The 21,144-nt window shown below is 73.1% G+C and carries 38 protein-coding genes; 3 read left to right on the top strand and 35 right to left on the bottom strand.

The window, feature by feature from the left end; translation table 11 throughout:
* Positions 1 to 6: 6 nt before the first annotated feature.
* The 35 genes from HOP40_RS13250 to HOP40_RS13410 form a co-directional block, all read right to left on the bottom strand.
* Positions 7 to 1,641 carry a hypothetical protein gene (locus tag HOP40_RS13250; protein ID WP_172158251.1) on the bottom strand — a complete coding sequence of 545 codons (1,635 nt, stop codon included), beginning with the start codon at positions 1,639 to 1,641 and terminating at the stop codon, positions 7 to 9.
* Positions 1,547 to 1,996, bottom strand: coding sequence for a hypothetical protein (locus tag HOP40_RS13255; protein ID WP_172158254.1), 450 nt, complete (start codon positions 1,994 to 1,996; stop codon positions 1,547 to 1,549). The genes HOP40_RS13250 and HOP40_RS13255 overlap by 95 nt, the downstream gene beginning before the upstream one ends.
* A gap of 211 nt (positions 1,997 to 2,207) precedes the next feature.
* On the bottom strand, positions 2,208 to 2,333 hold the full coding sequence (locus tag HOP40_RS36400) for a hypothetical protein (RefSeq protein WP_275691353.1): 126 nt from the start codon (positions 2,331 to 2,333) through the stop codon (positions 2,208 to 2,210).
* Positions 2,334 to 2,657: 324 nt separating this feature from the next.
* Complete coding sequence (locus tag HOP40_RS13260; RefSeq protein ID WP_172158256.1) at positions 2,658 to 3,017, bottom strand: hypothetical protein; 360 nt, start codon at positions 3,015 to 3,017, stop codon at positions 2,658 to 2,660.
* A gap of 8 nt (positions 3,018 to 3,025) precedes the next feature.
* Positions 3,026 to 3,823, bottom strand: coding sequence for a DUF7340 domain-containing protein (locus HOP40_RS13265; protein ID WP_172158259.1), 798 nt, complete (start codon positions 3,821 to 3,823; stop codon positions 3,026 to 3,028).
* A 54-nt stretch (positions 3,824 to 3,877) separates the two neighbouring features.
* Positions 3,878 to 4,216 carry a hypothetical protein gene (locus HOP40_RS13270; RefSeq protein ID WP_172158261.1) on the bottom strand — a complete coding sequence of 113 codons (339 nt, stop codon included), beginning with the start codon at positions 4,214 to 4,216 and terminating at the stop codon, positions 3,878 to 3,880.
* Positions 4,213 to 4,803 carry an HNH endonuclease gene (locus tag HOP40_RS13275; protein ID WP_172158264.1) on the bottom strand — a complete coding sequence of 197 codons (591 nt, stop codon included), beginning with the start codon at positions 4,801 to 4,803 and terminating at the stop codon, positions 4,213 to 4,215. The genes HOP40_RS13270 and HOP40_RS13275 overlap by 4 nt, the downstream gene beginning before the upstream one ends.
* Positions 4,804 to 4,858: 55 nt before the next feature.
* On the bottom strand, positions 4,859 to 5,425 hold the full coding sequence (locus HOP40_RS13280; RefSeq protein ID WP_172158266.1) for a RuvC family protein: 567 nt from the start codon (positions 5,423 to 5,425) through the stop codon (positions 4,859 to 4,861).
* Positions 5,422 to 6,393 (bottom strand): DNA cytosine methyltransferase, encoded by a 972-nt coding sequence (locus HOP40_RS13285; RefSeq protein ID WP_172158269.1) that lies wholly within the window; start codon positions 6,391 to 6,393, stop codon positions 5,422 to 5,424. Before HOP40_RS13285 ends, HOP40_RS13280 begins: the two co-directional genes overlap by 4 nt.
* Positions 6,390 to 6,746, bottom strand: coding sequence for a hypothetical protein (locus tag HOP40_RS13290; protein WP_172158271.1), 357 nt, complete (start codon positions 6,744 to 6,746; stop codon positions 6,390 to 6,392). The genes HOP40_RS13285 and HOP40_RS13290 overlap by 4 nt, the downstream gene beginning before the upstream one ends.
* The gene (locus HOP40_RS13295; RefSeq protein WP_172158274.1) at positions 6,743 to 7,030 is read right to left on the bottom strand and encodes a hypothetical protein; all 288 of its coding nucleotides are present in this window, start codon (positions 7,028 to 7,030) and stop codon (positions 6,743 to 6,745) included. The genes HOP40_RS13290 and HOP40_RS13295 overlap by 4 nt, the downstream gene beginning before the upstream one ends.
* Positions 7,027 to 7,371, bottom strand: a complete 345-nt coding sequence (locus tag HOP40_RS13300) for a hypothetical protein (RefSeq protein WP_172158276.1) — start codon at positions 7,369 to 7,371, stop codon at positions 7,027 to 7,029. The genes HOP40_RS13295 and HOP40_RS13300 overlap by 4 nt, the downstream gene beginning before the upstream one ends.
* Entirely contained in the window at positions 7,368 to 7,595 is a 228-nt protein-coding gene (locus HOP40_RS13305) for a zinc finger domain-containing protein (RefSeq protein WP_172158279.1), read from the bottom strand. Before HOP40_RS13305 ends, HOP40_RS13300 begins: the two co-directional genes overlap by 4 nt.
* Positions 7,592 to 7,759: a hypothetical protein gene (locus tag HOP40_RS13310; RefSeq protein WP_172158281.1), complete on the bottom strand. Its 168-nt coding sequence runs from the start codon at positions 7,757 to 7,759 to the stop codon at positions 7,592 to 7,594. The genes HOP40_RS13305 and HOP40_RS13310 overlap by 4 nt, the downstream gene beginning before the upstream one ends.
* Positions 7,756 to 8,196, bottom strand: a complete 441-nt coding sequence (locus tag HOP40_RS13315; protein ID WP_172158282.1) for a hypothetical protein — start codon at positions 8,194 to 8,196, stop codon at positions 7,756 to 7,758. Before HOP40_RS13315 ends, HOP40_RS13310 begins: the two co-directional genes overlap by 4 nt.
* Positions 8,193 to 9,260 (bottom strand): helix-turn-helix domain-containing protein, encoded by a 1,068-nt coding sequence (locus HOP40_RS13320; RefSeq protein ID WP_338053062.1) that lies wholly within the window; start codon positions 9,258 to 9,260, stop codon positions 8,193 to 8,195. Before HOP40_RS13320 ends, HOP40_RS13315 begins: the two co-directional genes overlap by 4 nt.
* A complete protein-coding gene (locus tag HOP40_RS13325) occupies positions 9,200 to 9,469 on the bottom strand; it encodes a hypothetical protein (RefSeq protein WP_172158284.1) in 270 nt (89 codons plus the stop codon). Before HOP40_RS13325 ends, HOP40_RS13320 begins: the two co-directional genes overlap by 61 nt.
* Positions 9,466 to 9,723, bottom strand: coding sequence for a hypothetical protein (locus tag HOP40_RS13330; RefSeq protein ID WP_172158285.1), 258 nt, complete (start codon positions 9,721 to 9,723; stop codon positions 9,466 to 9,468). The genes HOP40_RS13325 and HOP40_RS13330 overlap by 4 nt, the downstream gene beginning before the upstream one ends.
* On the bottom strand, positions 9,720 to 9,968 hold the full coding sequence (locus HOP40_RS13335; protein WP_172158286.1) for a hypothetical protein: 249 nt from the start codon (positions 9,966 to 9,968) through the stop codon (positions 9,720 to 9,722). The genes HOP40_RS13330 and HOP40_RS13335 overlap by 4 nt, the downstream gene beginning before the upstream one ends.
* 2 nt (positions 9,969 to 9,970) lie before the next feature.
* Positions 9,971 to 10,198, bottom strand: coding sequence for a hypothetical protein (locus tag HOP40_RS13340; RefSeq protein ID WP_172158287.1), 228 nt, complete (start codon positions 10,196 to 10,198; stop codon positions 9,971 to 9,973).
* On the bottom strand, positions 10,195 to 10,578 hold the full coding sequence (locus HOP40_RS13345) for a hypothetical protein (protein WP_172158289.1): 384 nt from the start codon (positions 10,576 to 10,578) through the stop codon (positions 10,195 to 10,197). The genes HOP40_RS13340 and HOP40_RS13345 overlap by 4 nt, the downstream gene beginning before the upstream one ends.
* The gene (locus HOP40_RS13350) at positions 10,575 to 11,504 is read right to left on the bottom strand and encodes a hypothetical protein (protein WP_205347179.1); all 930 of its coding nucleotides are present in this window, start codon (positions 11,502 to 11,504) and stop codon (positions 10,575 to 10,577) included. The genes HOP40_RS13345 and HOP40_RS13350 overlap by 4 nt, the downstream gene beginning before the upstream one ends.
* Positions 11,501 to 12,442, bottom strand: a complete 942-nt coding sequence (locus HOP40_RS13355) for a PD-(D/E)XK nuclease-like domain-containing protein (protein ID WP_172158290.1) — start codon at positions 12,440 to 12,442, stop codon at positions 11,501 to 11,503. Before HOP40_RS13355 ends, HOP40_RS13350 begins: the two co-directional genes overlap by 4 nt.
* Positions 12,435 to 12,566, bottom strand: a complete 132-nt coding sequence (locus tag HOP40_RS36405) for a hypothetical protein (RefSeq protein ID WP_275691355.1) — start codon at positions 12,564 to 12,566, stop codon at positions 12,435 to 12,437. The genes HOP40_RS13355 and HOP40_RS36405 overlap by 8 nt, the downstream gene beginning before the upstream one ends.
* Entirely contained in the window at positions 12,563 to 12,937 is a 375-nt protein-coding gene (locus HOP40_RS13360; protein ID WP_172158291.1) for a hypothetical protein, read from the bottom strand. Before HOP40_RS13360 ends, HOP40_RS36405 begins: the two co-directional genes overlap by 4 nt.
* Positions 12,934 to 13,446, bottom strand: a complete 513-nt coding sequence (locus HOP40_RS13365) for an HNH endonuclease (protein WP_172158292.1) — start codon at positions 13,444 to 13,446, stop codon at positions 12,934 to 12,936. Before HOP40_RS13365 ends, HOP40_RS13360 begins: the two co-directional genes overlap by 4 nt.
* Complete coding sequence (locus HOP40_RS13370) at positions 13,437 to 13,697, bottom strand: hypothetical protein (RefSeq protein WP_172158293.1); 261 nt, start codon at positions 13,695 to 13,697, stop codon at positions 13,437 to 13,439. The genes HOP40_RS13365 and HOP40_RS13370 overlap by 10 nt, the downstream gene beginning before the upstream one ends.
* Positions 13,694 to 14,668 (bottom strand): DNA-methyltransferase, encoded by a 975-nt coding sequence (locus HOP40_RS13375; protein ID WP_172158294.1) that lies wholly within the window; start codon positions 14,666 to 14,668, stop codon positions 13,694 to 13,696. The genes HOP40_RS13370 and HOP40_RS13375 overlap by 4 nt, the downstream gene beginning before the upstream one ends.
* Complete coding sequence (locus HOP40_RS13380) at positions 14,665 to 15,966, bottom strand: helicase-related protein (protein WP_172158296.1); 1,302 nt, start codon at positions 15,964 to 15,966, stop codon at positions 14,665 to 14,667. The genes HOP40_RS13375 and HOP40_RS13380 overlap by 4 nt, the downstream gene beginning before the upstream one ends.
* On the bottom strand, positions 15,963 to 16,184 hold the full coding sequence (locus HOP40_RS13385) for a hypothetical protein (protein ID WP_172158298.1): 222 nt from the start codon (positions 16,182 to 16,184) through the stop codon (positions 15,963 to 15,965). Before HOP40_RS13385 ends, HOP40_RS13380 begins: the two co-directional genes overlap by 4 nt.
* Positions 16,181 to 16,846 (bottom strand): hypothetical protein, encoded by a 666-nt coding sequence (locus HOP40_RS13390; protein WP_172158301.1) that lies wholly within the window; start codon positions 16,844 to 16,846, stop codon positions 16,181 to 16,183. Before HOP40_RS13390 ends, HOP40_RS13385 begins: the two co-directional genes overlap by 4 nt.
* The gene (locus HOP40_RS13395) at positions 16,843 to 17,046 is read right to left on the bottom strand and encodes a hypothetical protein (RefSeq protein WP_172158303.1); all 204 of its coding nucleotides are present in this window, start codon (positions 17,044 to 17,046) and stop codon (positions 16,843 to 16,845) included. The genes HOP40_RS13390 and HOP40_RS13395 overlap by 4 nt, the downstream gene beginning before the upstream one ends.
* On the bottom strand, positions 17,043 to 17,294 hold the full coding sequence (locus HOP40_RS13400) for a hypothetical protein (protein ID WP_172158306.1): 252 nt from the start codon (positions 17,292 to 17,294) through the stop codon (positions 17,043 to 17,045). The genes HOP40_RS13395 and HOP40_RS13400 overlap by 4 nt, the downstream gene beginning before the upstream one ends.
* 51 nt (positions 17,295 to 17,345) lie before the next feature.
* Positions 17,346 to 17,735 (bottom strand): hypothetical protein, encoded by a 390-nt coding sequence (locus HOP40_RS13405; protein ID WP_172158308.1) that lies wholly within the window; start codon positions 17,733 to 17,735, stop codon positions 17,346 to 17,348.
* On the bottom strand, positions 17,732 to 17,968 hold the full coding sequence (locus tag HOP40_RS13410; protein WP_172158310.1) for a hypothetical protein: 237 nt from the start codon (positions 17,966 to 17,968) through the stop codon (positions 17,732 to 17,734). Before HOP40_RS13410 ends, HOP40_RS13405 begins: the two co-directional genes overlap by 4 nt.
* Before the next feature lie 104 nt (positions 17,969 to 18,072).
* Here HOP40_RS13410 and HOP40_RS36785 point away from each other — a divergent pair, with 104 nt between their 5' ends.
* The 3 genes from HOP40_RS36785 (at position 18,073) to HOP40_RS13425 (ending at position 21,027) form a co-directional block, all read left to right on the top strand.
* Positions 18,073 to 18,372: a helix-turn-helix domain-containing protein gene (locus HOP40_RS36785; protein ID WP_172158313.1), complete on the top strand. Its 300-nt coding sequence runs from the start codon at positions 18,073 to 18,075 to the stop codon at positions 18,370 to 18,372.
* Positions 18,373 to 18,513: 141 nt separating this feature from the next.
* Positions 18,514 to 19,710, top strand: coding sequence for a hypothetical protein (locus HOP40_RS35455; RefSeq protein ID WP_205347180.1), 1,197 nt, complete (start codon positions 18,514 to 18,516; stop codon positions 19,708 to 19,710).
* Positions 19,711 to 19,746: 36 nt separating this feature from the next.
* The gene (locus HOP40_RS13425) at positions 19,747 to 21,027 is read left to right on the top strand and encodes an FAD-dependent monooxygenase (protein ID WP_172158315.1); all 1,281 of its coding nucleotides are present in this window, start codon (positions 19,747 to 19,749) and stop codon (positions 21,025 to 21,027) included.
* The last annotated feature ends 117 nt before the right edge of the window (positions 21,028 to 21,144 follow it).

The raw sequence follows: 21,144 nt of genomic DNA on the forward strand, positions 1-21,144 counted from the left end.
GCCACGTCAGAAGCCCATCCGAGCCAGATCCGCCGTCTCGAGCCGAGCGCTCGACTGCTCCACCGCAAGCGGCTCAGGGGACGGCCCCAGCGCGCCGTGCACCAGCAGCACATGCCGGGCGATCGCCGCCGCGACCTTCGGGGCGATGTTCGCCCCGCTGTTGCGCCGACCGAACGCCCACGCCCCATCACCGATCGGGCGCTTCCGGACCGCCTCTGCCGCCGTGTCCAGCACCTCGTCGCCGAGGTGGAACGGCAGCTCGTCGACGTAGCTCATGCACGCCCGCGCCAGATCCGGGCCCTTGAGCCGCACCACCTGCAGGCCTGCGTCCTCCAGCTGCTGCGCGAGCGGCCCAGCCGGGCCGTTCGGGTCGATCCCCCAGCGCGTAGGCCCATGCGACCCGTCGATCTCGACCGCTCGCGGCACGACCCAGTCCATACCCACCGGCCACGCCTCGTCCGGGTCGGCGTTCCGGTCCGGGCGAGGCGCCTCCACCAGCACGCCGCCGTTCGGCCGGAACCCTGCCGCCACGATCGCCGCCGCCGTCCGCTCCGGGTTCACATCGACCGCGAACACCGGCGTGCCCTCGATCGACGAGCCCGGCGCCTCCCGCAGCCGCCACGCCTGCGCCGGGATCAGCCGCGACCCTGCAGCGCCCTTCGTCGGCCACATGCCGAAGCACTCGCGGGCGAACCCCTCCTCGGACATCACCCGGCGCAGCCGCACCAGCGCCGCCTCGGTGAGCCGGCCCGAGCCCAGCGACGGGTTCGGCGGTGTCCAGTTCGCCCGATCGTCGAGGAACGCGCGCCGCACCTCCGGCGCCATCGCCGCGAGCTCGTCCAGCGACGCCGCGAGGCCCCAGTCGCGGTACCCGATCAGGCCCGGGTCGTCCGACTCGGCACGCTCCCGGGTCCGGAACATCACCTCGCCCTGCGCGCCGTCCAGCGGCGGTGTCGAGGTCAGGATCACCTGCGCATTCGGCTGGGCCGCCGTCGCCGGCGCCTGCGCCTCCATCTGCGCGTCGTTCAGCGCGAACGCCTCGTCGAGGATCAGACACTCGGGGTCCATTCCACGACCACCGCGCGCCGACCGGGCGACGAACTTGAGCTCGGCCTGCGTGTCAAGGCGCTCGAACGACTCGTGCCCGTGCGTCCCATTGATCTTCACGGTGGTGCCGAGGTCCGGGAACTCGATGTAGAACTCGCCGAGCCGCCCCGGAGCCGGCTGGCCGAGCTTCCGCAGGATCTTCTCGACGAACTTGAACGACCGCATCGTCGTGTCGACCCGGTGCGAAGACCACAGAATCAGGTGCTCGTCCAGCGCGAGGAACCCGTACAGCGCTCGCGGCGTCAGCAGCCCGGCAGACTTCCCGTTCTGCCGCGACACCCACTCCGCGTAGTCCGGGCACGCCCAGCCGCCATCGCCGCGGATCGACAGCATCAGGTCGAGCCCGTCGCGCTGCCAGTCGTCCGGCGTCAGCCCACCCGCCTTGACGAGGTCGACCGCGTCATCGGCGAGCGAGTCGACGATCCCGGGCGGGCGGACCTCAACCCGCGGCCGCAGCGCGCCGCGCAGCGGCTCGGGCAGTAAAGCGAGCGACACCTGTCGGAACCTCCTGCTCGGCGACCTCGGCGCGCACATCAAGCGCACGCTCAGCGGGCGACATCGCGCGCAGCAGCGCCACGACTCGCGTCAACTCCCGCGTCGCCGCCGTCATCGACAGGCCCTGGTCGACCTGCACGGCCAGCGCGCGGGCGGCCGCGGCCTCCGTGGACGCCTGCACCCGCTCGGGCATCGCGGCGAGCTCGGCGGCCAGCGCGGTCCCGACCTCACCGCGTGCAGGTGTGCGCGGCGCGCGGGCGGCCGCGGGCTTCTTCGCGGCCGGCTTCGGGGCGCGGCAGGCGTCACACCGCTTGGGCAGGGGCCCGCGGGAGCCCTTGCGGCGCAGGACGGGGGCCGGGCACGTATCGCACACAGGAACGCGCATTTCGGCCACCTCCCGGAAAAGTTTGCTAAAAAGTCCGACTTTTTGCTAAAAAATGGCCTCAGAGGCCCATTCTTGGCATTTTCGAGGCATTTACCGCCCCTAGATCGTCCATTTGGGCGCCCGCCAGGGGGGGTACGGGGCCGGAGAGGCCGGGGTGACCGGCACCCCCCTCTGGATCTTATTGGGCCTCTGACCTGCCGATATGCCGCGTTTGTGCTGGTCAGCCCTCTGCGAGGACGTCGGCGACGATGTAGAGCAGCAGCAGGCCGGTGCTGATCGCGATGCCGATGGCGAGCATGACGCCGGCGCCGAGGCCGACGAGCTGGGCTCGGGTGAGTCGGGGCATCGTCACCACTCTCTCGATGCGTGGCCGGTGGCTCCGAGTGGTCGGAGTCCGGTGCGGGCGCGGGCGGTGTTGGACCTGGCTGCGTTGCACCGGTTGTGCGCGAGGCGCAGGACTGCGCCGTGCTCGGGTAACTCGAGGCCGCCGTCCATGAGGGAGACGAGGTGGTCGGCGGTGGGTCCCCACCTGTGGTTGCCGGGCAGGGTGCGGTCGACGTGGCGGCCGCAGAGCCAGCAGTTGGTCTCGTCGGTGGTGGCGAGGAACGCGGCGCGGGCTTCGCGCCAGGCTCGGCCACCTCGGCGTCTGGTCACCGGCGGCCCCTCGCGGTCAGCCTGTCTGCGGGTCCTGCTGCTGGTACTCGGCGACCAGCTCGTCGACGACCGGGATCAGGCGCTCGCTGATCAGCTCCTGCGCGTAGACGTAGACCTCGCGCACGTGGTGGGCACAGAGCGGGATGGGACACCCGTCGATCAGTGGCCGGTCGCAGTGGTCGTGGGCGACGCATCCGTAGGCGAGGGTCGGCGTGGTGCTGCGGCTCGCGGTGTCGTCGTCCTTGGGCCTGTCCTGCCAGATCCGCTTGAGCGACTGGTGGGTGCTGCGGCCGAGACGGGAGTGGCGGTGCGGCATGCGGGAGCGCTCCTGTATTTGGGCAGGCTCTACCGCGGTGAGCACACGGTAGCTGATCACCTGCGGGTTCACGAGATGCGGAGATCGTGTTGTTGTTCGACGAGGACTCGGGCGAGCTGGTGGAGCTGGGCTTCGGTGTCCCAGTGGGCGGGGCATCGGAGGCAGCGTGCTCGGCCTCGGTCGCGGTCGAACTCGATGGCGGGACGGCGCACGAGGTCGCCACTGGTGTCGACGACGTGGGCGGTGGCCTGGCCGCAGTCGGGGCAGGCGCCGGGGTGGTGCCAGCGCTTGGGCGGGTTGAGCAGGGTGCGGATCTGCTCGACCCATGCGCTGGCCTTGGTGGCGGCGTGCACGAGGTCGGTGGTTGTGGCGGCCCATCGGGTGACGTGGGGCCGGAGGTCGAGCGCGCCACGCGGCGCGTGGGTGGTGCGCTGAATCTCGGCGTGCAACTCGGTGGCCGGGATGGCGATGATGCTGCGGTACGGGCCGGCGCTGCCTCCGGCGCCGGTGTTGCTGCTGGCGCCGATCTCGCTGCGGAGCTGGACGAGCAGGCTGGGCACGACGGCGGTGGTGGCTCTGCCGTTGGTCCGCCGCTTGACGACGCGCCGGCGGTGGTCGCGCAGCTGCCGCATGACGAGGTGCGCCTGCATCTGCTGGCCGGCCGCCCGGTGTCCGGCGAGTCGCCGCTGCAGCTCGGCGGTCGTGGCCCGCTCCTCGGCGCGCTGCTGCGCGACCTGGGAGTCGATGAGGCCGTCGGCGCGGTCGACCTTCTCGGTGGAGGGCTGGACGAGCTGGGTGATGGCGGCGTCGAGGGCGAGGTGGGCGGCGTCGACGTCGACGGGCGCGGCCTGCTCGGGCTCGGTCAACGCGCACCCTCCAGCGCGCGCATCCGCTCCTCGGCGCTGTCCCACCCGCTGCGCTCAGCGCGGGCGACGGAGGCGGCGTGCCGCGCCCGCACGCCCGCCTCGGTGAGCGCCTGCGGTCCGCTGTGTCGGCACCTGCACTGGTCCAGGTACGGGCCGCACCGTGCCGTCGACGTCGCTGCGTGGCGGCTGCGGCTGGTCGGGCGGGGCCTGGTCTCGGTGGTGGTCACGAGGGGTGTCCTTCGGGTCGGGGAACGTGAGGGCGATCGCGGAGCCGCCGAGGAAGAACGCGACGGCGTACCCGATGCCGGACTGCAGCGCGGCGGCGGTGTAGAGGGCGAGGGTGGTGAGGGAGGCGAGGATGCAGGCGAGGGCTGCGCGGTCGCGGGTGGTCACGGGTCGGCCACCGCCCAGCGGCCGTGCCTGCCGCGTCCGACGAACACCAGCGGCGGCGGGTCCGTGACGTGGCTCCAGCGACGACCGACCGCCGCGCCGGTGATGGTCTCGGGGTGCACGCCGAAGCGGATGGCCAGATCGCGCGCCTGTTCACCGGCCAGGATGGCGGTCCGTACCTGCTGAACCTGGTGCTCGGTGAGCTTCCAGCGCGACGACTTGGTGCCGCGGACGATGACCTTGCGGCCCTTGCGGTCGCGGTCCTCGTTGTTGTCGCGCGGCGTGCCGAGGAACAGGTGGGCCGGTTCGATGCACGGCGGCGTGTCGCACTTGTGGCAGACGAACAGGCCGGACGGCACGCTGCGTTCGTTGGCGAGCTCCCAGGCGAGCACGTGCGCGCCGACCCACCTGCCGGACGCCAGGATCAACTTCCGGTGGTCCGCCGACTTCCAGTTCGGCGCGTAGATCAAGCACTCTCCGCGCCGCTCGCTCTTCGCCGCCAACCGCTGCTGCGGTGTGAGCCCTGGCGGCACCCTGTCGACGACCAGGCGCAGCGGGTCACCGTTTCGCTGCCAGCGGCGGTGATGCATCGAGCACCAGCCGTGCGTCCCGTGTCGCCTTCGACCGCAACCCTCGATGCTGCACTCACGCACTGACGCTCTCCCGTTCCGGCCACTGGCCCTTCAGCAGCCAGGCCGCACCTCGCCTGCCCTCCAGGAACGGACCTGGCCACCCGCACCAATCCACCCCCGCGGTGGCGAGCGCGACGGCGTCGCACTCGTGGCTGGTCTTCCGCTTGAGGCCGCGGCCGGGCCAGGCGGCGTCGACGGCGTACTGCACGAGCGCCTTGTCGGCGTTGCCCTTGCCCGCGATGTAGCCCTTGACGGTGGAGGGCGACAGGACGGCGACGGGGAGCTCGCGGGCGATGAGGCCTCGGATGACGCGCCACCAGAGTCCGGCGCGTTCGTGCGGCTGGCCGTGCTGCGATCCGTGGGAGGGGCCTTCGATGGCGACAAGCTTGGTGCCGGTCGTGCACAGCCCGACTGCCCAGCGGGCGACGTCGCTGATGCGGGCGTCGACGTCGAGGATGGCGGCGTCGGCGGGGAGCGCGTCGGTGGTCTTGACCCAGGTAGTGACGTGGCCGTCGGTGGTGATGGCCGCGGCGCCGGAGTTGGCGAGGGCCAGGTCGAGGCCGAGGACGTGCGCGGTCATGCCGCACCACCGAGGGCCGCGTCGGCGCCCAGAGCAGCGGTCGCACGCTCGCCGAGCCAGCGCGCGATCCCGACGGGCACCGCGTTCCCGATCTGCCGCTTCACCTGCTCGGCCGTGCCCCGGAACTGGTAGTGGTCGCCGAACCCCTGGGCGCGTGCGCACTCGCGGTTGCTCAGCATCCGGTGGTGCTGCACGCCGTCGACGAGCTGGGCGACGGCGTGGTGGTTGCCACCCGCGGTGACGGTCGCCAGCGCGTGCTGGTCGGCCCGGCGGGCACGGGCGTGCTTGCGGTAGGTCACCAGGTGCGGGACGCCGGAGTCGGTGATCGAGTCGATCTGGTCGGCGACGTAGAGCCGGCGGGTGACCGGCTGGCCGGGGTGCGGGTCGAGGATCTCGGCGGCTGTGACGGGGAGCCGCGCGGGCGGGGTGAGGTCGAGCTCGACGCCGTCGCGGGTGGCGACGACGAAGAGCCGGCGTCGGTGCTGGGCGTGCCCGAAGTCGACGGCGTCGAGGACGAGCTCCCGCACGCGGTAGCCGATCGCGGTCAGCCCGGCGAGCCACCAGTCGTAGAGGACCCAGTCGCGGAACTCGACGACGTTCTCGACGAGCACGACGGGGTAGGCGTGGACCTCGGCGGCGGCGATGACGGCGAACGCGGTGGCGCGGTCGACGGCCCCAGCGTCGGTGCGACTGCGCTCGGCGTCGGCGGAGAGCTGGCGGCGCCGGCCGCCGGAGCGGGTGTGCCACACGCAGGACGGGGACACCCAGGCGATGTCGGTGCTGGGGAAGGTGCGCCAGTCGACCTCGGACAGGTTCGCGATGCGGTGCTCGGTGTCGGGGTGGTTGGCGGCGTGGGTGTCGACGGCGAGCTGCCAGTGGTTGGCGGCGACCTCGACGCGCACCCCGGCCTGGGTGAGGCCTTCGCTGGATCCGCCAGCCCCGGCGAACAGGTCGGTGGCCGTGGTCATCGGTCACCGTCGAGGCACCGCGGGCACGGCGGGTGGACACACCCGCACCACGGCACCGGCCCGTCGGCGGGCACGACCACGCACGGCTCGGACGACGCCGCGCTGGTCTGGTGCTCGGTGCGGATCCCGGCGAGCTCGTGCTCGGCGGCCCAGGCGGCGGCGACGTCGCCGACGGGGTCGCGGTGCAGCGGGAGCACGACGATCAGGGGCTGGCCGGCGAGGCGCCAGGCGCGGGTGAGTGCGGCCCGGACGTCGGGTTCGGCGCCGGGGCCGTCGAGGCGGACGCGGGTGCGCGGGCCCTGGCCGGGCAGGGCGCGCTGGACGGCCTGCGCGGGGCCGGTCGCGGTGGTCACGACAGCGTCACCGTCGAGCCGAGGCGCTCGGAGAGCCGCCGCTCGTACAGCCGGACCTCGTTCTCCATCGCGTCGGCCACCGCGGCCTCGTACTCGTCCTGCGTGATCACGCCCTTGTCGATCAGAAGGCGTCCGATCCCGGCGACGCTGACGAGCGCGCTGTTCACGCCAACGCGCAGGTGCTTCGGGGTGCCGTCCTCGCTCCCGCCGCTCTGGTCGGCAGCCACGCCGCTCTGCATCGCGTGCATGGCGGCGGTGTAGCGGTCCTGGTCCTGGTGGGTCATCGGGTGGTCCTCTCGGTGGGGGCGCCAGCGGCGGCGGCGATCGCGTCGAGCGCGTGGTCGCACCACGCCAGCCCGACACGGAAGTCGGGGGAGTCGGTGCGCTCGGAGCGGACGGCGAGCGCGGCGCGCTGCCGGTCGATCTCCAGCCGCACCGCGTCGGGGGCGGCCGGGGGCGGGAGCGCGCCGGCGTGCGCGGTGAGCCAGGCGGCGAGCGAGCGGGTCTGCTCGGCGCCCAGGGCGAGGCGGCGGCCGCGGATCACGACGAACACGCCGTAGCCGGCGACGCCGGGGACGGCCGGTTCGATGACGATGTCGTCGGCCCGCCAGATCGGGCGGGTCACCGCGGGGTCCGCTCGTGCGGCGAGGTGATCTCCCGCGGGTCGAGCGGGGCGTGCCGGACACCGGCCGCGGCGAGGCGGGCGGCGTGCGCGGGCAGGTGCTGCAACGGCCCCCCGGTGTGCAGGTTGCGGCACGGCTCGTCGGGGCGGGCGCCGCAGCCCCGGGGCCGGTCGGGGCACGGCACGGTCTCGGCCTGCTCGCGGTCGGCGACGTCGTCGAGGTTCACGAGGTGCCCCGGCAGGGGCAGTCGAAGACGGTGCACACCTGCACGGGCGGGCCCGGCGCCTCGACGATGTCGTGCAGCCAAAGCACGTGCGGGCACGTCCCGTTGGGGCAGGTGCCGCCGCTGACCTTCGCGCCGCCGCGGCTGGTGCTGGGCTGGTCGGTCACGACGCCTCACCCTCGGCGGCGGGGCGCTTCGCGTCGAGCTCGGCGGCGATGCGGGCGCGGTCCTCGGCGGTCATGCGGGGCCGGCGGGCGCGGCGGGCCATGCGGGCGATGAGCGGCCGGGGCGGCGCGGGGTCGTCGACCGATGGCAGGGCGTCGCGGACGGCGGCCTCGACGGCCGGCCGCGGCGGCGGGGGCTGGTACGGGGCGGGCTGGCGGCGCTCGGCGCGGATGAGCTGCGTGATGTGGCCGGGCATGACGAAGTCGGTGCGCGCCGAGTAGTGCTCGTGCACGGCCTCGACGGCGGCGTCGACGGTCCAGTTCGCGCGGCGCGAGGCTTCGACCCACGCCATCCGGTTTGCCTCGCCGGGGAGCTTGCGGTTGTCGTAGGACATCGCGACCGCGAGCACGATCTTGATCTCGTCGTCGGTCAGGCTCATCGTGGTCCTCCGATGGCGCGTCGGGCTGTCGTGGGGCGCTCGCTGCTGGCGAGGAGCGCGCGGATGTTGTCGTCGGTGGTGTTGCGGGCGGCGCGAGCGCTGCTCGTCGGGGCGGCAGCTGCGCGGCGGACGTCCTCGTAGGCCATCGGCAGCGCCTTCACGGGGTTGCGCCAGTGCGAGGCGTGCGCGCCGTCGAGGGCGGCGGGGATGTGGGCGCGGTCTGCGCCCTGGGCGAGGAGGAGGTCGACGGCCTTGCTGAGCTCGCGGCGGTGACCGTTCGCGACGCCGGGGTTGCGCTCGACCCAGGCGGCGACGAGGCCGTAGGCGGCACCGCTCGCGGCGGTCGCGTTGAGCTCGGCGGGCGAGGCGTGCTCGCGGGGCCGCTCGCCGCCGCGCGTCCGCGCCTGCGCGGGGGGCGGCGTAGCCGTCCCCTTATGTTCTTCGCTTCTGTACGTAGTACGCTTAGATTTCTGTTCTTGCAGGTCAGAGGCTCGGTTTGCCTCACTACGCAAGATCAACGCCTCACTACGATCCTGCTGCGCCTCACTACGGTTCTCGTTATGAGGGGTCTCACCCCTCATGTCGTCGAGGTCTAGTGAGGGGTCCTGCCCCTCATTACCGGCGTCTACTTGTGAGGGGTCAGACCCCTCACCATCGAGGGGCAGGACGTACCGGTTCCGGCCCCGGCCGTAGCCGCCGGACCACGACAGCAGACCGCGGTCGCGGAGCGCCTCGAGGTGCCGGCGCGCCGTGCGCTGGTCGGTGTCGGCCTCCTCGGCGATCGTCCGGGTGCTCGGGCAGCACAGGCCGCTACCCGAGTTGTGGTGATCGGCGAGGACGTAGAGCACGGCCTTCGACACCGGCGAGCCAGTGCGTTGCCGTCGTGCCCACCTGATGGCCTGCACGCTCACGAGGGGGCCTGCCTTCCTGGCCCGGTGCGGGGAGCGTGGGGGCCGTGCTGTCGGGGCGCCGGCCCGCGCGTGGCGGGCCGGCGTGAGGGTCGTCATGCGGTCTGTCGTCGCCGTCCGGCGGAGGGGCACCGGCTGCCGGGGTACTGCTCGCATCCGGCGCTGCAGGGCTGCCGGCGGCCGGTGTGGGTGTACGCCCAGGCGTAGCGCCAGACGGTGGCGTCGAAGGGGTGGGGGCCGACGAGCTGGTAGCCGTCGACGAGGTCGGGCATGCAGCCGGCGGCGCGCTGGTAGGGGCGGGTGTGCCCGTCGGCGGGGCCGCCGAGGTAGGCGACGGTGACGGTGCGGTCGCCGAGGGGGATCACGAGGCGACCGCCGTCACGACCTCGGCGGTGAAGTCGGGGCCGCCGTGGTCGCGCAGCAGTCGGAGCGCTGCGCGACCGGCGTTGTGGCGCCGCACCTGCCGCACGATCGTCGCGCCGAGCCGACGCTGTTCGGAGTTCGGGCTGCCGCCGGAGAGCAGGTTCACGAGCCGGGAGACGTCGTGCGTGCCGGTGGCCACGAGCACGACAACGGGGTCGCCGTGCTCGTTGTCGTAGGCGCGGGTCTCGACGCTCACAGCTCGGCGTCCGGGCTGTCGTCGAACGGCAGCTGCTCGTCGCGCGACCCCTCGGTCACGTCGCCCAGCTCGACCTCGTCGACCTTGACGGTGACGACGGGGCGCTCCTCGCCGTCGGCTCGCTTCTCGGTGCCGATGGCGACGCACTCGCCGGAGGCGGTGAACTCGACGCGGTCGCCGAGTCCGATGTCGAGCTTGTCGACGCTGGCGTTGGTGCCGCGGAAGCGCACGTAGGTCTCGGTCATGGTCAGGCTCCTGTCTCGGCCATCGGGGCGGCCGGGGTGATGGGTCGGTGCTTCGGGCACAGCTGCTGGTCGTCGACGGTCCAGCCGCGCATCGCGGCGGCGACGAGGACGGCCGGGCGGTCGATGTCGCCGGGGTCGGTGGCGCGCAGGAGGAGGGCCGAGTCGCAGGTGTCGCGGCCGTCGCGGTGGTCGCACTCGACGGCGACGGCGGTGATCGGGCGGACGGTCACGACGACTCGCCCGGGACGGCCGGCGCGAGCATGTCGGCGAGGTGCTCGTGGTGCGGCTTGTCCTGCTCCCAGCCGCAGGCGCAGCCCCACGAGCCATCAGCGCGCGGGCCCTGCCGATGCGCGTCGCGCACGGCCTGCTCGGCGACAGCACGAGCCGCGCCTGCCGGGTCCTGCAGCTTCCCGCAGTAGCAGGACCCGACGCGGGCGGCGTCCTCGCGGCACATCCAGCCCTGCGGGCGCCACGGCAGGCCGTACTGCTCGTCGGGGTCGTCGCCCGCGAACCAGCGGCCGGCCCAGTCGGCGAGCTCGGACCAGCACTGGCCGGGCAGCTTGTCGACCAGCCTCACGATGCGCCAGCGCAGGCGCTCGACCCGGCTCACGACTCGGTGCGGGCGTCGTCGTCGGCCGCGCCCTGCGCCGCGAGCTCGGCCTCCATGTCGAGCTGCTCCTGCAGTCGCGCGTCCTCGTCCTCGTCGGCCGGCACCTCGGGCTCGGCCTTTGCGGGCGCAGTCAGCTCGCCAGGTGTGACCACGACGGCGGCCGCGGGGAACTCGACGTCCTTCTGCACCTCGCCGCGCTTCAGCGACTGGAACAGCACCTGCAGGTCGGCGACGTCGTGCTCGTCCCACCGATCCACGGGCCGGCGGAGCCGGTCCACGAGCTGCTGCTCGACGACGCCGAACGTCTTCTCGAACGCGGCGATCGCCTTCGTGCGGCGCTCGCTAATCGGCTCGCCGTTGCCGCGCTCGATCGTGGCCCGGCAGATGTCCTGCGCTTCCTCGACGAACGCCTGCGGGAGGATGTTGAAGATGCACTCGCGGACCCGGCGGGCGCCAGCGTTCGAGTTCGACTCGTAGATGGCCTGCACCTCTGTGAGGTGCTTGACGCCGCGCTTCGTGTCCATCTTGTGCGGCTGGATCCACAGCGACGACGGGCGCGTGTTGGTCTGCAGGTCGAGCGCGAAGGCCTGCATCTCCGACTGGTGGTAGTCGTCGTCGCGGCGGAGCTCGACGACGCCGTAGTCGAGGTTCGTCCAGATGCGGGCGAGCTCGCGGGCGAGGTGGACCGACGGGCCGATGGCCCGGTCGCCGCCCTTCGGGACGCTGTAGAACGCCTTCTCGGCGAGGCGCAGGTTGGAGCAGGCTGCGCGCATCGCCTCGGTGGCGGCGGCCTCGTCGCGGGGCAGTTCCTTCGCGGCGAGGAGGCGGAAGTACACCTCGGCCTGGGCGCGGGACTGCTCGATCGCGGTGCCCTGCCCGACGCGGGCAGGGGTGGAGGGGTGCGGGAGGTGGACGGGGACGCTCATGCGAACACTCCTTGGCGGTGCGGCTCGTACTCGCCGCGCTCGGATGCGCCGTCGTGGCGGTTCTGCGCCCACGGCGGGATCTGCAGGGACAGGACGTGGTCGTCGGCCCAGTTGCCGAACCCGTCGCGGTACGAGGGCCAGCGGTCGTTGTCGGTGCACCACCGGTAGAGGTGGCGTGCGGCGCGGTTGCGCTCGTACCCGCGGCCGATGTCTTCGGGGGTGACCTGGACGCAGACGACGAGGTAGGGCGCGGTCTTGCGCTGGAAGATGAGGACGAACGCGGGGCTGCCGGTGGTGAGGCCGAGGTGCTCGGCGCCGTCGCTGTACCAGGCGCCTTGCCCGTGGTAGGCGAAGTCGGCGATCGCCTTGGCGATGGAGTCGGGGTCGACCTCGTTGGCGGTCTTGTAGTCGGGCATGACGAGGCGCTGCCCGGTGACGGGGTGGCGGAGGAAGTCGACGAGGGCGCGGCACATGACGCCGCTGTCGCCGTCGCGCCAGACGAGGGTCTGCTCGGCCTTGCCGGAGGCCGGGTTGAGCAGGGCTGACGCGATGGGGTGCTCGCGCAGCTGCGTGGCCATCGCCTGCACGGTGTCCGCGTCGCGGGGCTTGATCGGGGTGAGGCCGGCGGCGCGTGCTTCGGCGACAGCGGCGTCGTCCTTGGCGGTGCGCCAGGTGTTCTCGTCCTTCCCGCTGCCGCGGATGACGACGATGTCGTCGCCGGCGCCGAGGACCTCGCGGTGCGCGGCCCGGCCGAAGTCGAACGCGGCCTTGACCTCGGGCGGCCCGGTTCGCCACGCCTGGTAGATGGCGGGACAGGAGGGGAGGAGAAGCTTCTTCGCGCCGGAGTGGGAGAGGCTGCCGCCGACGACGGGGTCGCAGTGGTAGTCCTCGGAGCTGAGGTCGTAGACGCCGGGCTCGGTGATCCAGGGCTCAGTCACGGTGCCACCCGATGCTCTCCTCGTACCGCGTCTGCACGGCCTCGAGGTGCTGCTCGTGGGCGGGGTCGATCTCGGGGTGCTCGCGGTCGTACTCGGCGTGCTCGATGGCGGGGCCCTCGGTCATCGCCGCCACCTCCGCAGCAGGCCGCGTCGGGGCGCGGGCTGGTGGGGTACGAGCTGGGCGAGGCGGCGGACGAGTGGGGTCTCGTCGAGCCAGTGCCCGGGCGGGGTCCGCTGCAGGTGCGCGATGTCGGCGAGGGTGTCGAAGTAGTCGCGGTCGCGGCTGAGCTCGCGGTGGTGGTGGGCGAGCTGCTCGGCGTGGAGGGCGACGGCGCGGTCGCGGAGCCAGGCGAGGACGGACCGCAAGTGTGCCGGCGTCATGTCGTCGAGGCGCTGGGTGAGGAGCCGGCCGTTGTCGCCCCAGCTGGCCCAGGTGCTGGCCTGGTGGAGGCGGTGGATGACGCGGTCGAGGTGGTCGGTGTCGGTGGGGGTCATCGCCGTGGCCTCGGCTGCCCTGTCGTCCAGTCGCCGCGGACCAGGGTCGACACGTAGGACTGACCGATTCCGTACTCATCACCCAGCTCGCGCTGGAGCACCCCGCCGGCCGCGTAGCGGGCCCGCAGTTCGAGCACCTGAGCATCGGTCAGCTTCTTCTTCTGCCGCTGCTTCAGGCGCATGTCGCGGCAGTTGTCGGCGTTCGTGCCTACGAAGAGGTGGGTCGGGTTGACGCAGGAGGGGTTGTCGCAGCGGTGGCACGCCTGCTCGGTTGGCAGGAGTCGCCGACCGAGGTGTCGCTCCAGGCTTACGCGGTGCGCGCCGACGCTGGCCCACCGGAAGCGGCGCTCCAGGAGGAAGCGGCCGTACCCGTAGCTGCTCAAGCCGCCGGGCCAGGGCCAGCACTCAGTGCGGTCGCGGCCCGCGCCCGCTTCTGCGAGGTAGCGCTCGGAGGACGGGCACCCCTGGACGGGCACGTTCGGCTCGTAGTGCGCGGAGATCAACGGCATGAGGCGCAACTCCTGCACGCGATGGGACTGACCGGAGGGCCCGCGACGAACTGGCGCTCGACGCGGACGAGAGATGCGAGGTCGACTACTCGCCCGCAGATGCCGCAACCAAGGACGGCGACGCCGGGGTCGGGCGGGAGGACGGTGATGCCGTCGCGCATGCGGTCGACGGCGGCCATGCCGACCTGCTCGATGGGGAGCGCGGCGAGGCGGGCGCGGTCGTCGGTGTTGAGGTCGCGGACGGCGGTCACGAGAAGGCCGCCGCGCCGTCAAGGTCCAGCAGGGCCGGAGTGTCGAGCTCGGCGTCGAGGCGGCGCAGGTTGTCGACCGCGGTCCGCCAGTAGCTGGGCTTCAGCTCGACACCAACACCGCGGCGGCCCAGTTTGCGGGCAACGAACACCTCGGAGCCGATACCGGCGAACGGGGTCAGGACGGTCTCGCCGGGATTGGACCACAGCCGGATACACCGCTCGATGAAGTCGAGCTGCAGCGGGCAGATGTGCCGCTCGTCGGCGTGCTCCCGGCCGGCGCGGACGTTGAGGGTGCGGGTCTCCTTGATGTCGAGCCACACCGGCGCCAGCTGCTCACCGCCGACCGTGCCGCCGTCGGTGCGGTCGAACCAGATGGGGGACGCCCACTCGATCCAGTCGTCGTTGGTCACCTCGCCGCGGGTCGCGTGGTGCGGGATCGGGACGGCGTTGTCGCCGGGCTTCACGAACTTCAGCAGGTAGTCGGCCAGCGCGGGGCGAGTGCCGGCGCTGTCCCGGTTCTTCGTCTGGAACGCCAGCGCGTGCGCCTTCGTGCGGATCGACTGGGCCTGCGGGTCCTTCCACACCGTGACCTCGCCGTGGAACAGCCACCCGGCGCCCTGGAAGGCGCGGATGACGTCGCCGCGGAAGTCGGTGAGGCCGCTGTACCCGTCAACGGCCTTCTTCGTGGCGACCTGCTGCACGTGCACGCAGGCGACGCGGCCGGGCTTCGTGACGCGCAGCTGCTCGGCGATGACGTAGCCGTAGTGGTCGAGGAACTCGCCGCGGGTCGCGGAGTTGCCGAGGTCCCGGGCGCTGGGCGAGTACGTGTACAGGGAGTCGAACGGCGGCGAGCAGACCGACAGGTCGACGGAGCCGGTGGCGAGCTCGGCGAGGCGGGTGCAGGAGTCGCCCAGCAGCAGCGACCACATGTCGCCGTGGGCTTCGTCCTCGAGGTACAGGTCGGTGCTCATGCGGCCCTCCGGTGGTGGGTGTTGGCGGCCATCGCGGCGACGAGCTCTCCAGTCATGGCGGCGGCGTCGCGTTCCTTGCGGGCGACGTTCGCGGCGATCTGCGACTCCAGCTCCGATAGCACGATGTGGGCGCGGACGACGCGGGTTTGGCCGTAGCGGTAGCAGCGGCGGATCGCCTGGTAGTACTGCTCGTAGGAGTCGGACAGCCCGACGAACGCCATGCGTGCGCAGTGCTGCCAGTTGAGCCCCTGCGACGCGATCGCCGGCTTCGTGACGAGGACCCGGATGTGTCCGTCGGCGAACCCGAGAAGCGCTTCAGCCTTCTCCTCCGGAGACATGGAGCCGCCCACGTTGACCGCCCCCGGGATGGCTCGGGTCAGGACGTCGGCCTCGTCGTTGAGGCCGCACCACAGCAGCCACGGCTCGTCAGGCTCGGCGGCGACGAGGTCGACTGCGCGACCGCAGCGAGCGTCGAGGGTGTCGCGCCGCACCTTCGCCCGGCCGCCGACTCCGCCGAGGTCGGTGGGGAACAGCTGCCCTTCGGCTTCGATCGCGACGGGCAGCAGCTCGGGCACGATCTCCAGGCCGGGGAGGTCGTAGCCGGTGTCGGGGTAGCCGAGGTCGGAGGGGCGGCGCAGCGCCACGGCCCAGGACGCCATCCACGCGAACATGGGGCCGCGGGCGTGGCCCTTGAGCCGCCACCCCTGGTCGTCGTGGACGAAGTAGGCGGCGAGCATGTTGGCGCGGGTGGCGTGGCCGAGGAACTCGGCCTGACTGCACAGCTCCTCGGGCTCGTTCGGGGCGGGTGTGGCGGTGCAGGCGAGGCGGCGGGGGACACCGGCGAAGTGGTCGGTGAGCAGGCGGCGGGTCTTGCCGTCGCTGTTCTTGAGGATCGACGCCTCGTCGAGGACGACGGCGTCGATGCTGGCCGGGTCGAACTTGGCGACCTGCTCGTAGTTGGTGATCCACACGCCGGGCGGGGGGGCGCCGCCGTCGCGGGTGTAGCGGGCGTCGATGCCGAGCTTCGCCGCTTCGCGGGCGGTCTGGTGGCAGACGGCCAGGGGGGCGACGATGAGGCTGGTGTCGCCGGAATGGCGGGCCCATTCGATCTGCTGGACGGTCTTGCCGAGGCCGGTGTCCTCCCACAGCGCGGCGCGGCCGGTGCGGACCGCCCAGGCGGTGAGCTCGGCCTGCCAGTCGTGCAGCATTGGGTGCATCTGGCCTGCGTCGATGTCGGGACCCGCCTGCTCGACGCGGCGCGCCTTCGCGGCGAGGAAGTCGGCGTAGTCAGCGCTCATCGCGTGGCCTTCTCGGTGGGGATGTGCAGCACGTCGAGGGGGCCGCAGTCGACGACGAGGTGCGACCAGTGGAGACCGTTCTCGCTCTCGTTCGCGGCGTACCAGGTGCCGGCGTTGCCGATGAAGTCGCGGCGCTGCCAGGCGACGCCGCCGGCGAGGACGACGCTGCCGTTGGGGGGCTGGTCGGGGACGTCGACCTGGATGCGTTCGAGGGTCATGACGTGGCCGCCTTCTCGCTGAGCGGGCCGTAGGAGGCGTCGAGCTCATCGCGCGAGGTGCGGGAGATGTCCCCGGCAGGGCAGTAGTACGACCCGCCTGGTCTCGGCAGCCACTCGTCACCGTCTCGGTCAACCAGCACCGGCGAGCTCGCAACCGAACTCTCAACCGAGAGTTGAACGTTGCCCAGCGCGCCGACGGCGGCGAGCTGCTCGGCGACGTGCAGCGAGTGGTCCGCCGTCGTCTCCGTGGGGCGCCAGCCGCACTCGCACTTGCTCGACCAGTCGAAGACGTGCGCGCGCAGCGTGATCGCCGCACCCTCGATGGCCGTCGCCCGGTCGCGCTGCTCGACGAACGCGCCCTGGCGCACGTCCCGCAGCTCGATCGCCTGGTCCTCGTGGGAGGCGCACCAGGCGTCCCGCTCGGCGCGGAGCCGCGCGATGACGCCCCGCTGCTCGCCGACGGTCTGCGACGCCCGCCCGTACATCCGGTTCCGCTCCCGCAGCTGGTGTCGTGCGGCGGCCTCCCGCACCTTCCACTCGACGAGCTGCTCGCGGGCGGACCGCTCGGCGCGGGCCTCGTCCTGGGTGTGGAGCCAGGTGCGGGTGGCGGCGGTGACGGTGGGGTCGAGTGGGGTGGGGAACAGCCAGGCGAGGAAGTTCACGAGGTCGCCCCGTCCTCGGGCAGCACGCCGCCAGGCGCGTTGAACCGGGCGCGGGTCTCGGCGACCAGCTGCGGGAACGCCGTGGCGAGCCGTGCGAGGTTGTCGGTGTCGGCGCCGAGGATGGCCGCCATCAGCAGCGCGTCGACGGGCGCACCGCGCAGGCTGGTCGAGGCGATCTGGAAGTCGTAGGCGCCGCTCATCGCCCGCCGCCGATCCGGGCGAGCAGCGCCGACACCGTGACCGGCTGGCCGGGCTCCTGGCGCCGCATCGCGGGCCTGGCGAGGTCGACGTCGGGGAACGTGGACACGTGCCGCAGGCCGGGCACCTTGCCGATCAGGTCGGTGCTGCGCCGGTGCGCGGTGGTGGTGACGTGGTCGCGGCGGGGCCAGCGCGCGGTGATCGGCAGTGGCCCGGTGGGGGTGGCGTTCGTCAGACTGATGGTGGTCATGAGGGTGATCTCCTCGTGGTCGGGCGGCTCGGCGCGTGCGGCGCCGGGTCGCTACTTCGTGGGCGGGGTGGAGCGGGGCACGTAGCGCTGGATGCGGCCGCCGGTGATGGACCGGGCGGCGGCCCAGCAGGCCTGCAGGTCGACGGCGTCGTGGAACAGGCGCCATGCCTGCTCTGCGTTGAGGCCGAGCAGCTCGGCGGCGACGTCCTCGACGCGGCGGCGGTCGATGAGCTTCGTGCCGTGGTTGCCGTACTCGTCGGGCGTCTCGAAGTCGATCGTGTGCCCGGTCAGGAGGACGGTGTGCCCGGCGATGCAGGCGACGGTCCCGCAGTCGGTGCGGCGGGCCCACCAGTCCTGGCTGTGCTGGTCGGGGTGGGTGGTGATGTGGTCGAGCACGCGGCGGAGCAGGTCCTCGTTGACGCCGGCGGCGGGCGCCGTCACGACGCCTGCTCGATGGGGCTGTCCGGTCCGTAGAACCGCGTGATGGGCACGTCGAGGTGAGCGGAGATCCGCCCCAGCTCAGACGCACTGAACGGAACTCCACCGGTGAGGCGACGCATGAGGTGCGGGTAGTGCCAGCTCAGCTCTGCGGCCAGCTGTCTCCCGCTCTTGTTGATCCGCGCAAGCTCGGCGCGCACGCAAGCTGCGATCGGGTCGGTGGCGGTTTCAGGCATGCGGGCAACATGCCACGCTCACCGTGAAAGTGCAATGCAACACGAGCGTGTTGCGCGTGCCGGCATCGTTGACACGGTCACCGTGAAACATCTAGCCTCACGGTATGACTGCAGCTCAGAGCGACGCAGCCCCGCCGCCCTCGTTCACCGAGACCGTTGCCGAGGAGCTGCGCGTCCATCTCGTCCGACGGCAAGTCACCGGCCGCGAATTGGCACGCCGACTCCACGTCTCATCTCAGTGGGTGTCACAGCGCACTCGCGGCGCGGTGGCCCTCAGCACTGCCGACCTGGAGCGCATTGCTGACGCGCTCGGGATGAGCCCGATGGAACTGCTAGCAGGCATCCCTTTCCGGTCGAGCGCTCCCCAGACGACCACTAGGACCGCCGCCCCTACCGGCTGGTAACCCCTCGTCCGTGCGTGCCTGGTCACGTCCGCCGGTCGTGGCACCTCGTGCTTGCACGTCCCGGGCGCTCCGGCTTGGATCCTGCCACCGGCACTTGTGGTGCTGGTCACAGCCAGGCACCTCACGTGAGCGGAGAGTCGCATGTCGCAGCCACCGTCCGAGCCGCACCCCGGTGAGTCGGCGCAGGACCAGCCGGCTGAGCAGCCCGGCCGGGGGAGGCCGGACTACGGCCCGCCGCCCGGGTACGGCGGGCAGGGCGGACAGGGCGGACCGGGGGGACAGGGCGGGCAGCCCGGCTACGGCCCGCCGCCCGGGTACGGCCCGCCGCCCGGCTACGGCCCCCCGCCCGGCCAGGGTCAGCAGCCGGGCTACGGCGGGCAGCCCGGCTACGGGGGCCAGCCTGGTCACGGCGGGCAGCCGGGCTACGGCGGGCAGCCGGGCTACGGCGGGCAGCCGGGCTACGGGGGTCAGCCTGGTTACGGGGGCCAGCCCGGCTACGGAGGCCAGCCCGGGTACGGAGGCCAGCCCGGGTACGGGGGCCAGCCCGGGTCCGGCGGCCAGCCCGGGTACGGCGGGCAGCAGCCGGGCTACGGCCAGCAGCCCGGCTACGGCCAGCAGGGGCCCGGCGGCCAGCAGGGCTACGGCGGCCAGCAGGGCTACGGCGGTCAGCAGGGCTACGGCGGTCAGCAGGGGCCCGGCGGTCAGCAGGGGCCCGGCGGTCAGCAGGGCTACGGCGGCGAGCAGGGCTACGGCGGCGAGCAGGGGTACGGCGGTCAGCAGGGCTACGGCGACCCCGGCGACCGGCCCGACCGCGACGACCGGCCGAGCCTCGAGAAGCGGGCCGGTCAGGGCGGGCCCGGCGCGCCGCCGCCCGAGGTGCGCACCGCGTTCCTCCTGTGGCTGGCCAACCTGGCGCTGGGGGTCGTCGGCGCGGTCGCCGCCTTCTTCCTCATCGACTCCATCGTCGGGGCCGCCCTGGAGGACGCCGGCGTGGCCGAGGGTGACGTCCCGGCCGAGGTCCTCGGCGCCGCCCGCGGCGGGGCGATCGGCGGGATCGTGGTGTCGCTGGTCCTGCTGGCGCTGGTGGCGGCCGCGGTCTTCGCGATGCGCAACGGCCGCAACTGGGCCCGCATCCTGCTGACCGTGCTCGGGGGCCTGTCGCTGCTCAGCGGGGTCTACTCCCTGTTCACCGCCGGGCAGATGCTGTCGCTGGGGGCCCTCGGGATCGTCAGCGTGGTCGCCACCGCGATCCAGGTGGTCCTCGTCGCCGCGGCGATCTGGTTCATGTTCCGCCCCGCGGCGTCGGCGTACTTCGCGCGGAGTGCCGATCGGCGGTAGTCTCTCGATGGTCGAGATGATCGAGGGATGAGAGAGATGGACGAGACCGACTGCGTCGTCGTCGGAGGCGGACCGGGCGGGGCCGTGCTGGCCTACCTGCTGGCCCGGGCGGGGCGGCGGGTGACGCTGCTCGAAGCCCGGTCGGACTTCGCCCGCCGCTTCCGGGGCGACTCCCTCGCCCCGCCGGTCATGGAGTGGCTCGACGCCCTCGGCCTGGCGGACGAGGTGCTCGCCCGCCCGCACGCCACGGCCGACGCGTTCACCTGGCACACGCCGACCGCGGCATACCGGATCGCCGACTACGGCAGCGCCAGCCGCCGCTTCCCGCACTACGTGCTCGTCCCGCAGCCGGAGTTCCTGGGGCTGCTCACCGCGCGGGCCGCGGAGCTGCCGGGCTTCCGGCTGGAGATGTCGGCGCGGGTCAACGAGCTCGTCGAGGAGGACGGGCGGGTGCGCGGCGTGCGGTACCGCGCCGCCGACGGGGAGGTGCGAGAGATCCGCGCGCCGCTCGTCGTCGGGGCCGACGGGCGGTTCTCGCAGGTCCGGCGCCTGGGCGGGTTCGGGACCGAGGAGCTGGGCGCCGGACTCGACATCCTGTGGTTCGAGGTGCCGCGCCGCGACGGCGACCCCCCGCTGTCGGGCCTGGACTACTTCTCCGTGCCCGGCGCGGCGGTCGTCGCGCTCGGGCAGGGGGCCACCTGGCAGCTCGGGTACATCATCCCGACGGGGACGATCGCGCAGGCGCGCGAGGCCGGCGTCGGTCCGGTGGTGGCGCTGGCGCGCGACCGGATGCCGTGGCTGGGCGACCGCCTCGACGGCCTCACCGAGTTCACCCAGCTCACGCTGCTCAACGTCCGGATCACGCGGCTCCCGTCGTGGTACCGGCCCGGCCTGCTGCTGCTCGGCGACGCCGCGCACGTCATCTCCCCGGTGGGCGGCAACGGCATCAACATCGCCATCGCCGACGCGGCCGACGCCGGCAACACGCTGGCCGCGGTCCTCGGCGGCGACCCGGCCGACCTCGACGCGGGGCTCGACGCCGCGTGCGGGGAGTTCGAGGTGCGCCGCCGGGCGGTGTCCGACCGCGAGCAGCGCGCGCAGGTCCGCTCCGAGCGGGGCAGCCTCGACCGGATGCGCCGCGGCGACCCGGATCCGGTCCGGATCCTGAAGCTGGCGGCGGCCTTCCCCCCAGTCGCCCGCTGGGTCGGGGCCCGGGCGGCGTCGGCGATCGGGATCCCGGCCCCGAGCACCCAGGTGCTCGCCGGCCCCGCCTCGGTCACCGGCCCCGCCTCGGTCACCGGCCCCGCCTCGGGATGACCGGCCCCGGCGCGGGATGACCGGTCGGCGGCGGCCCGCGCGCGCCCGGCGACCCGGGGCGCCCGCCGGTCGCGCGGCGGCCTCCCGTCCCGCGGCCGGGGGGTCCCGCCGGTACCG

Origin of the sequence: Pseudonocardia broussonetiae (assembly GCF_013155125.1) — a bacterium.
GTDB classification, from domain to species: Bacteria; Actinomycetota; Actinomycetes; order Mycobacteriales; family Pseudonocardiaceae; genus Pseudonocardia; species Pseudonocardia broussonetiae.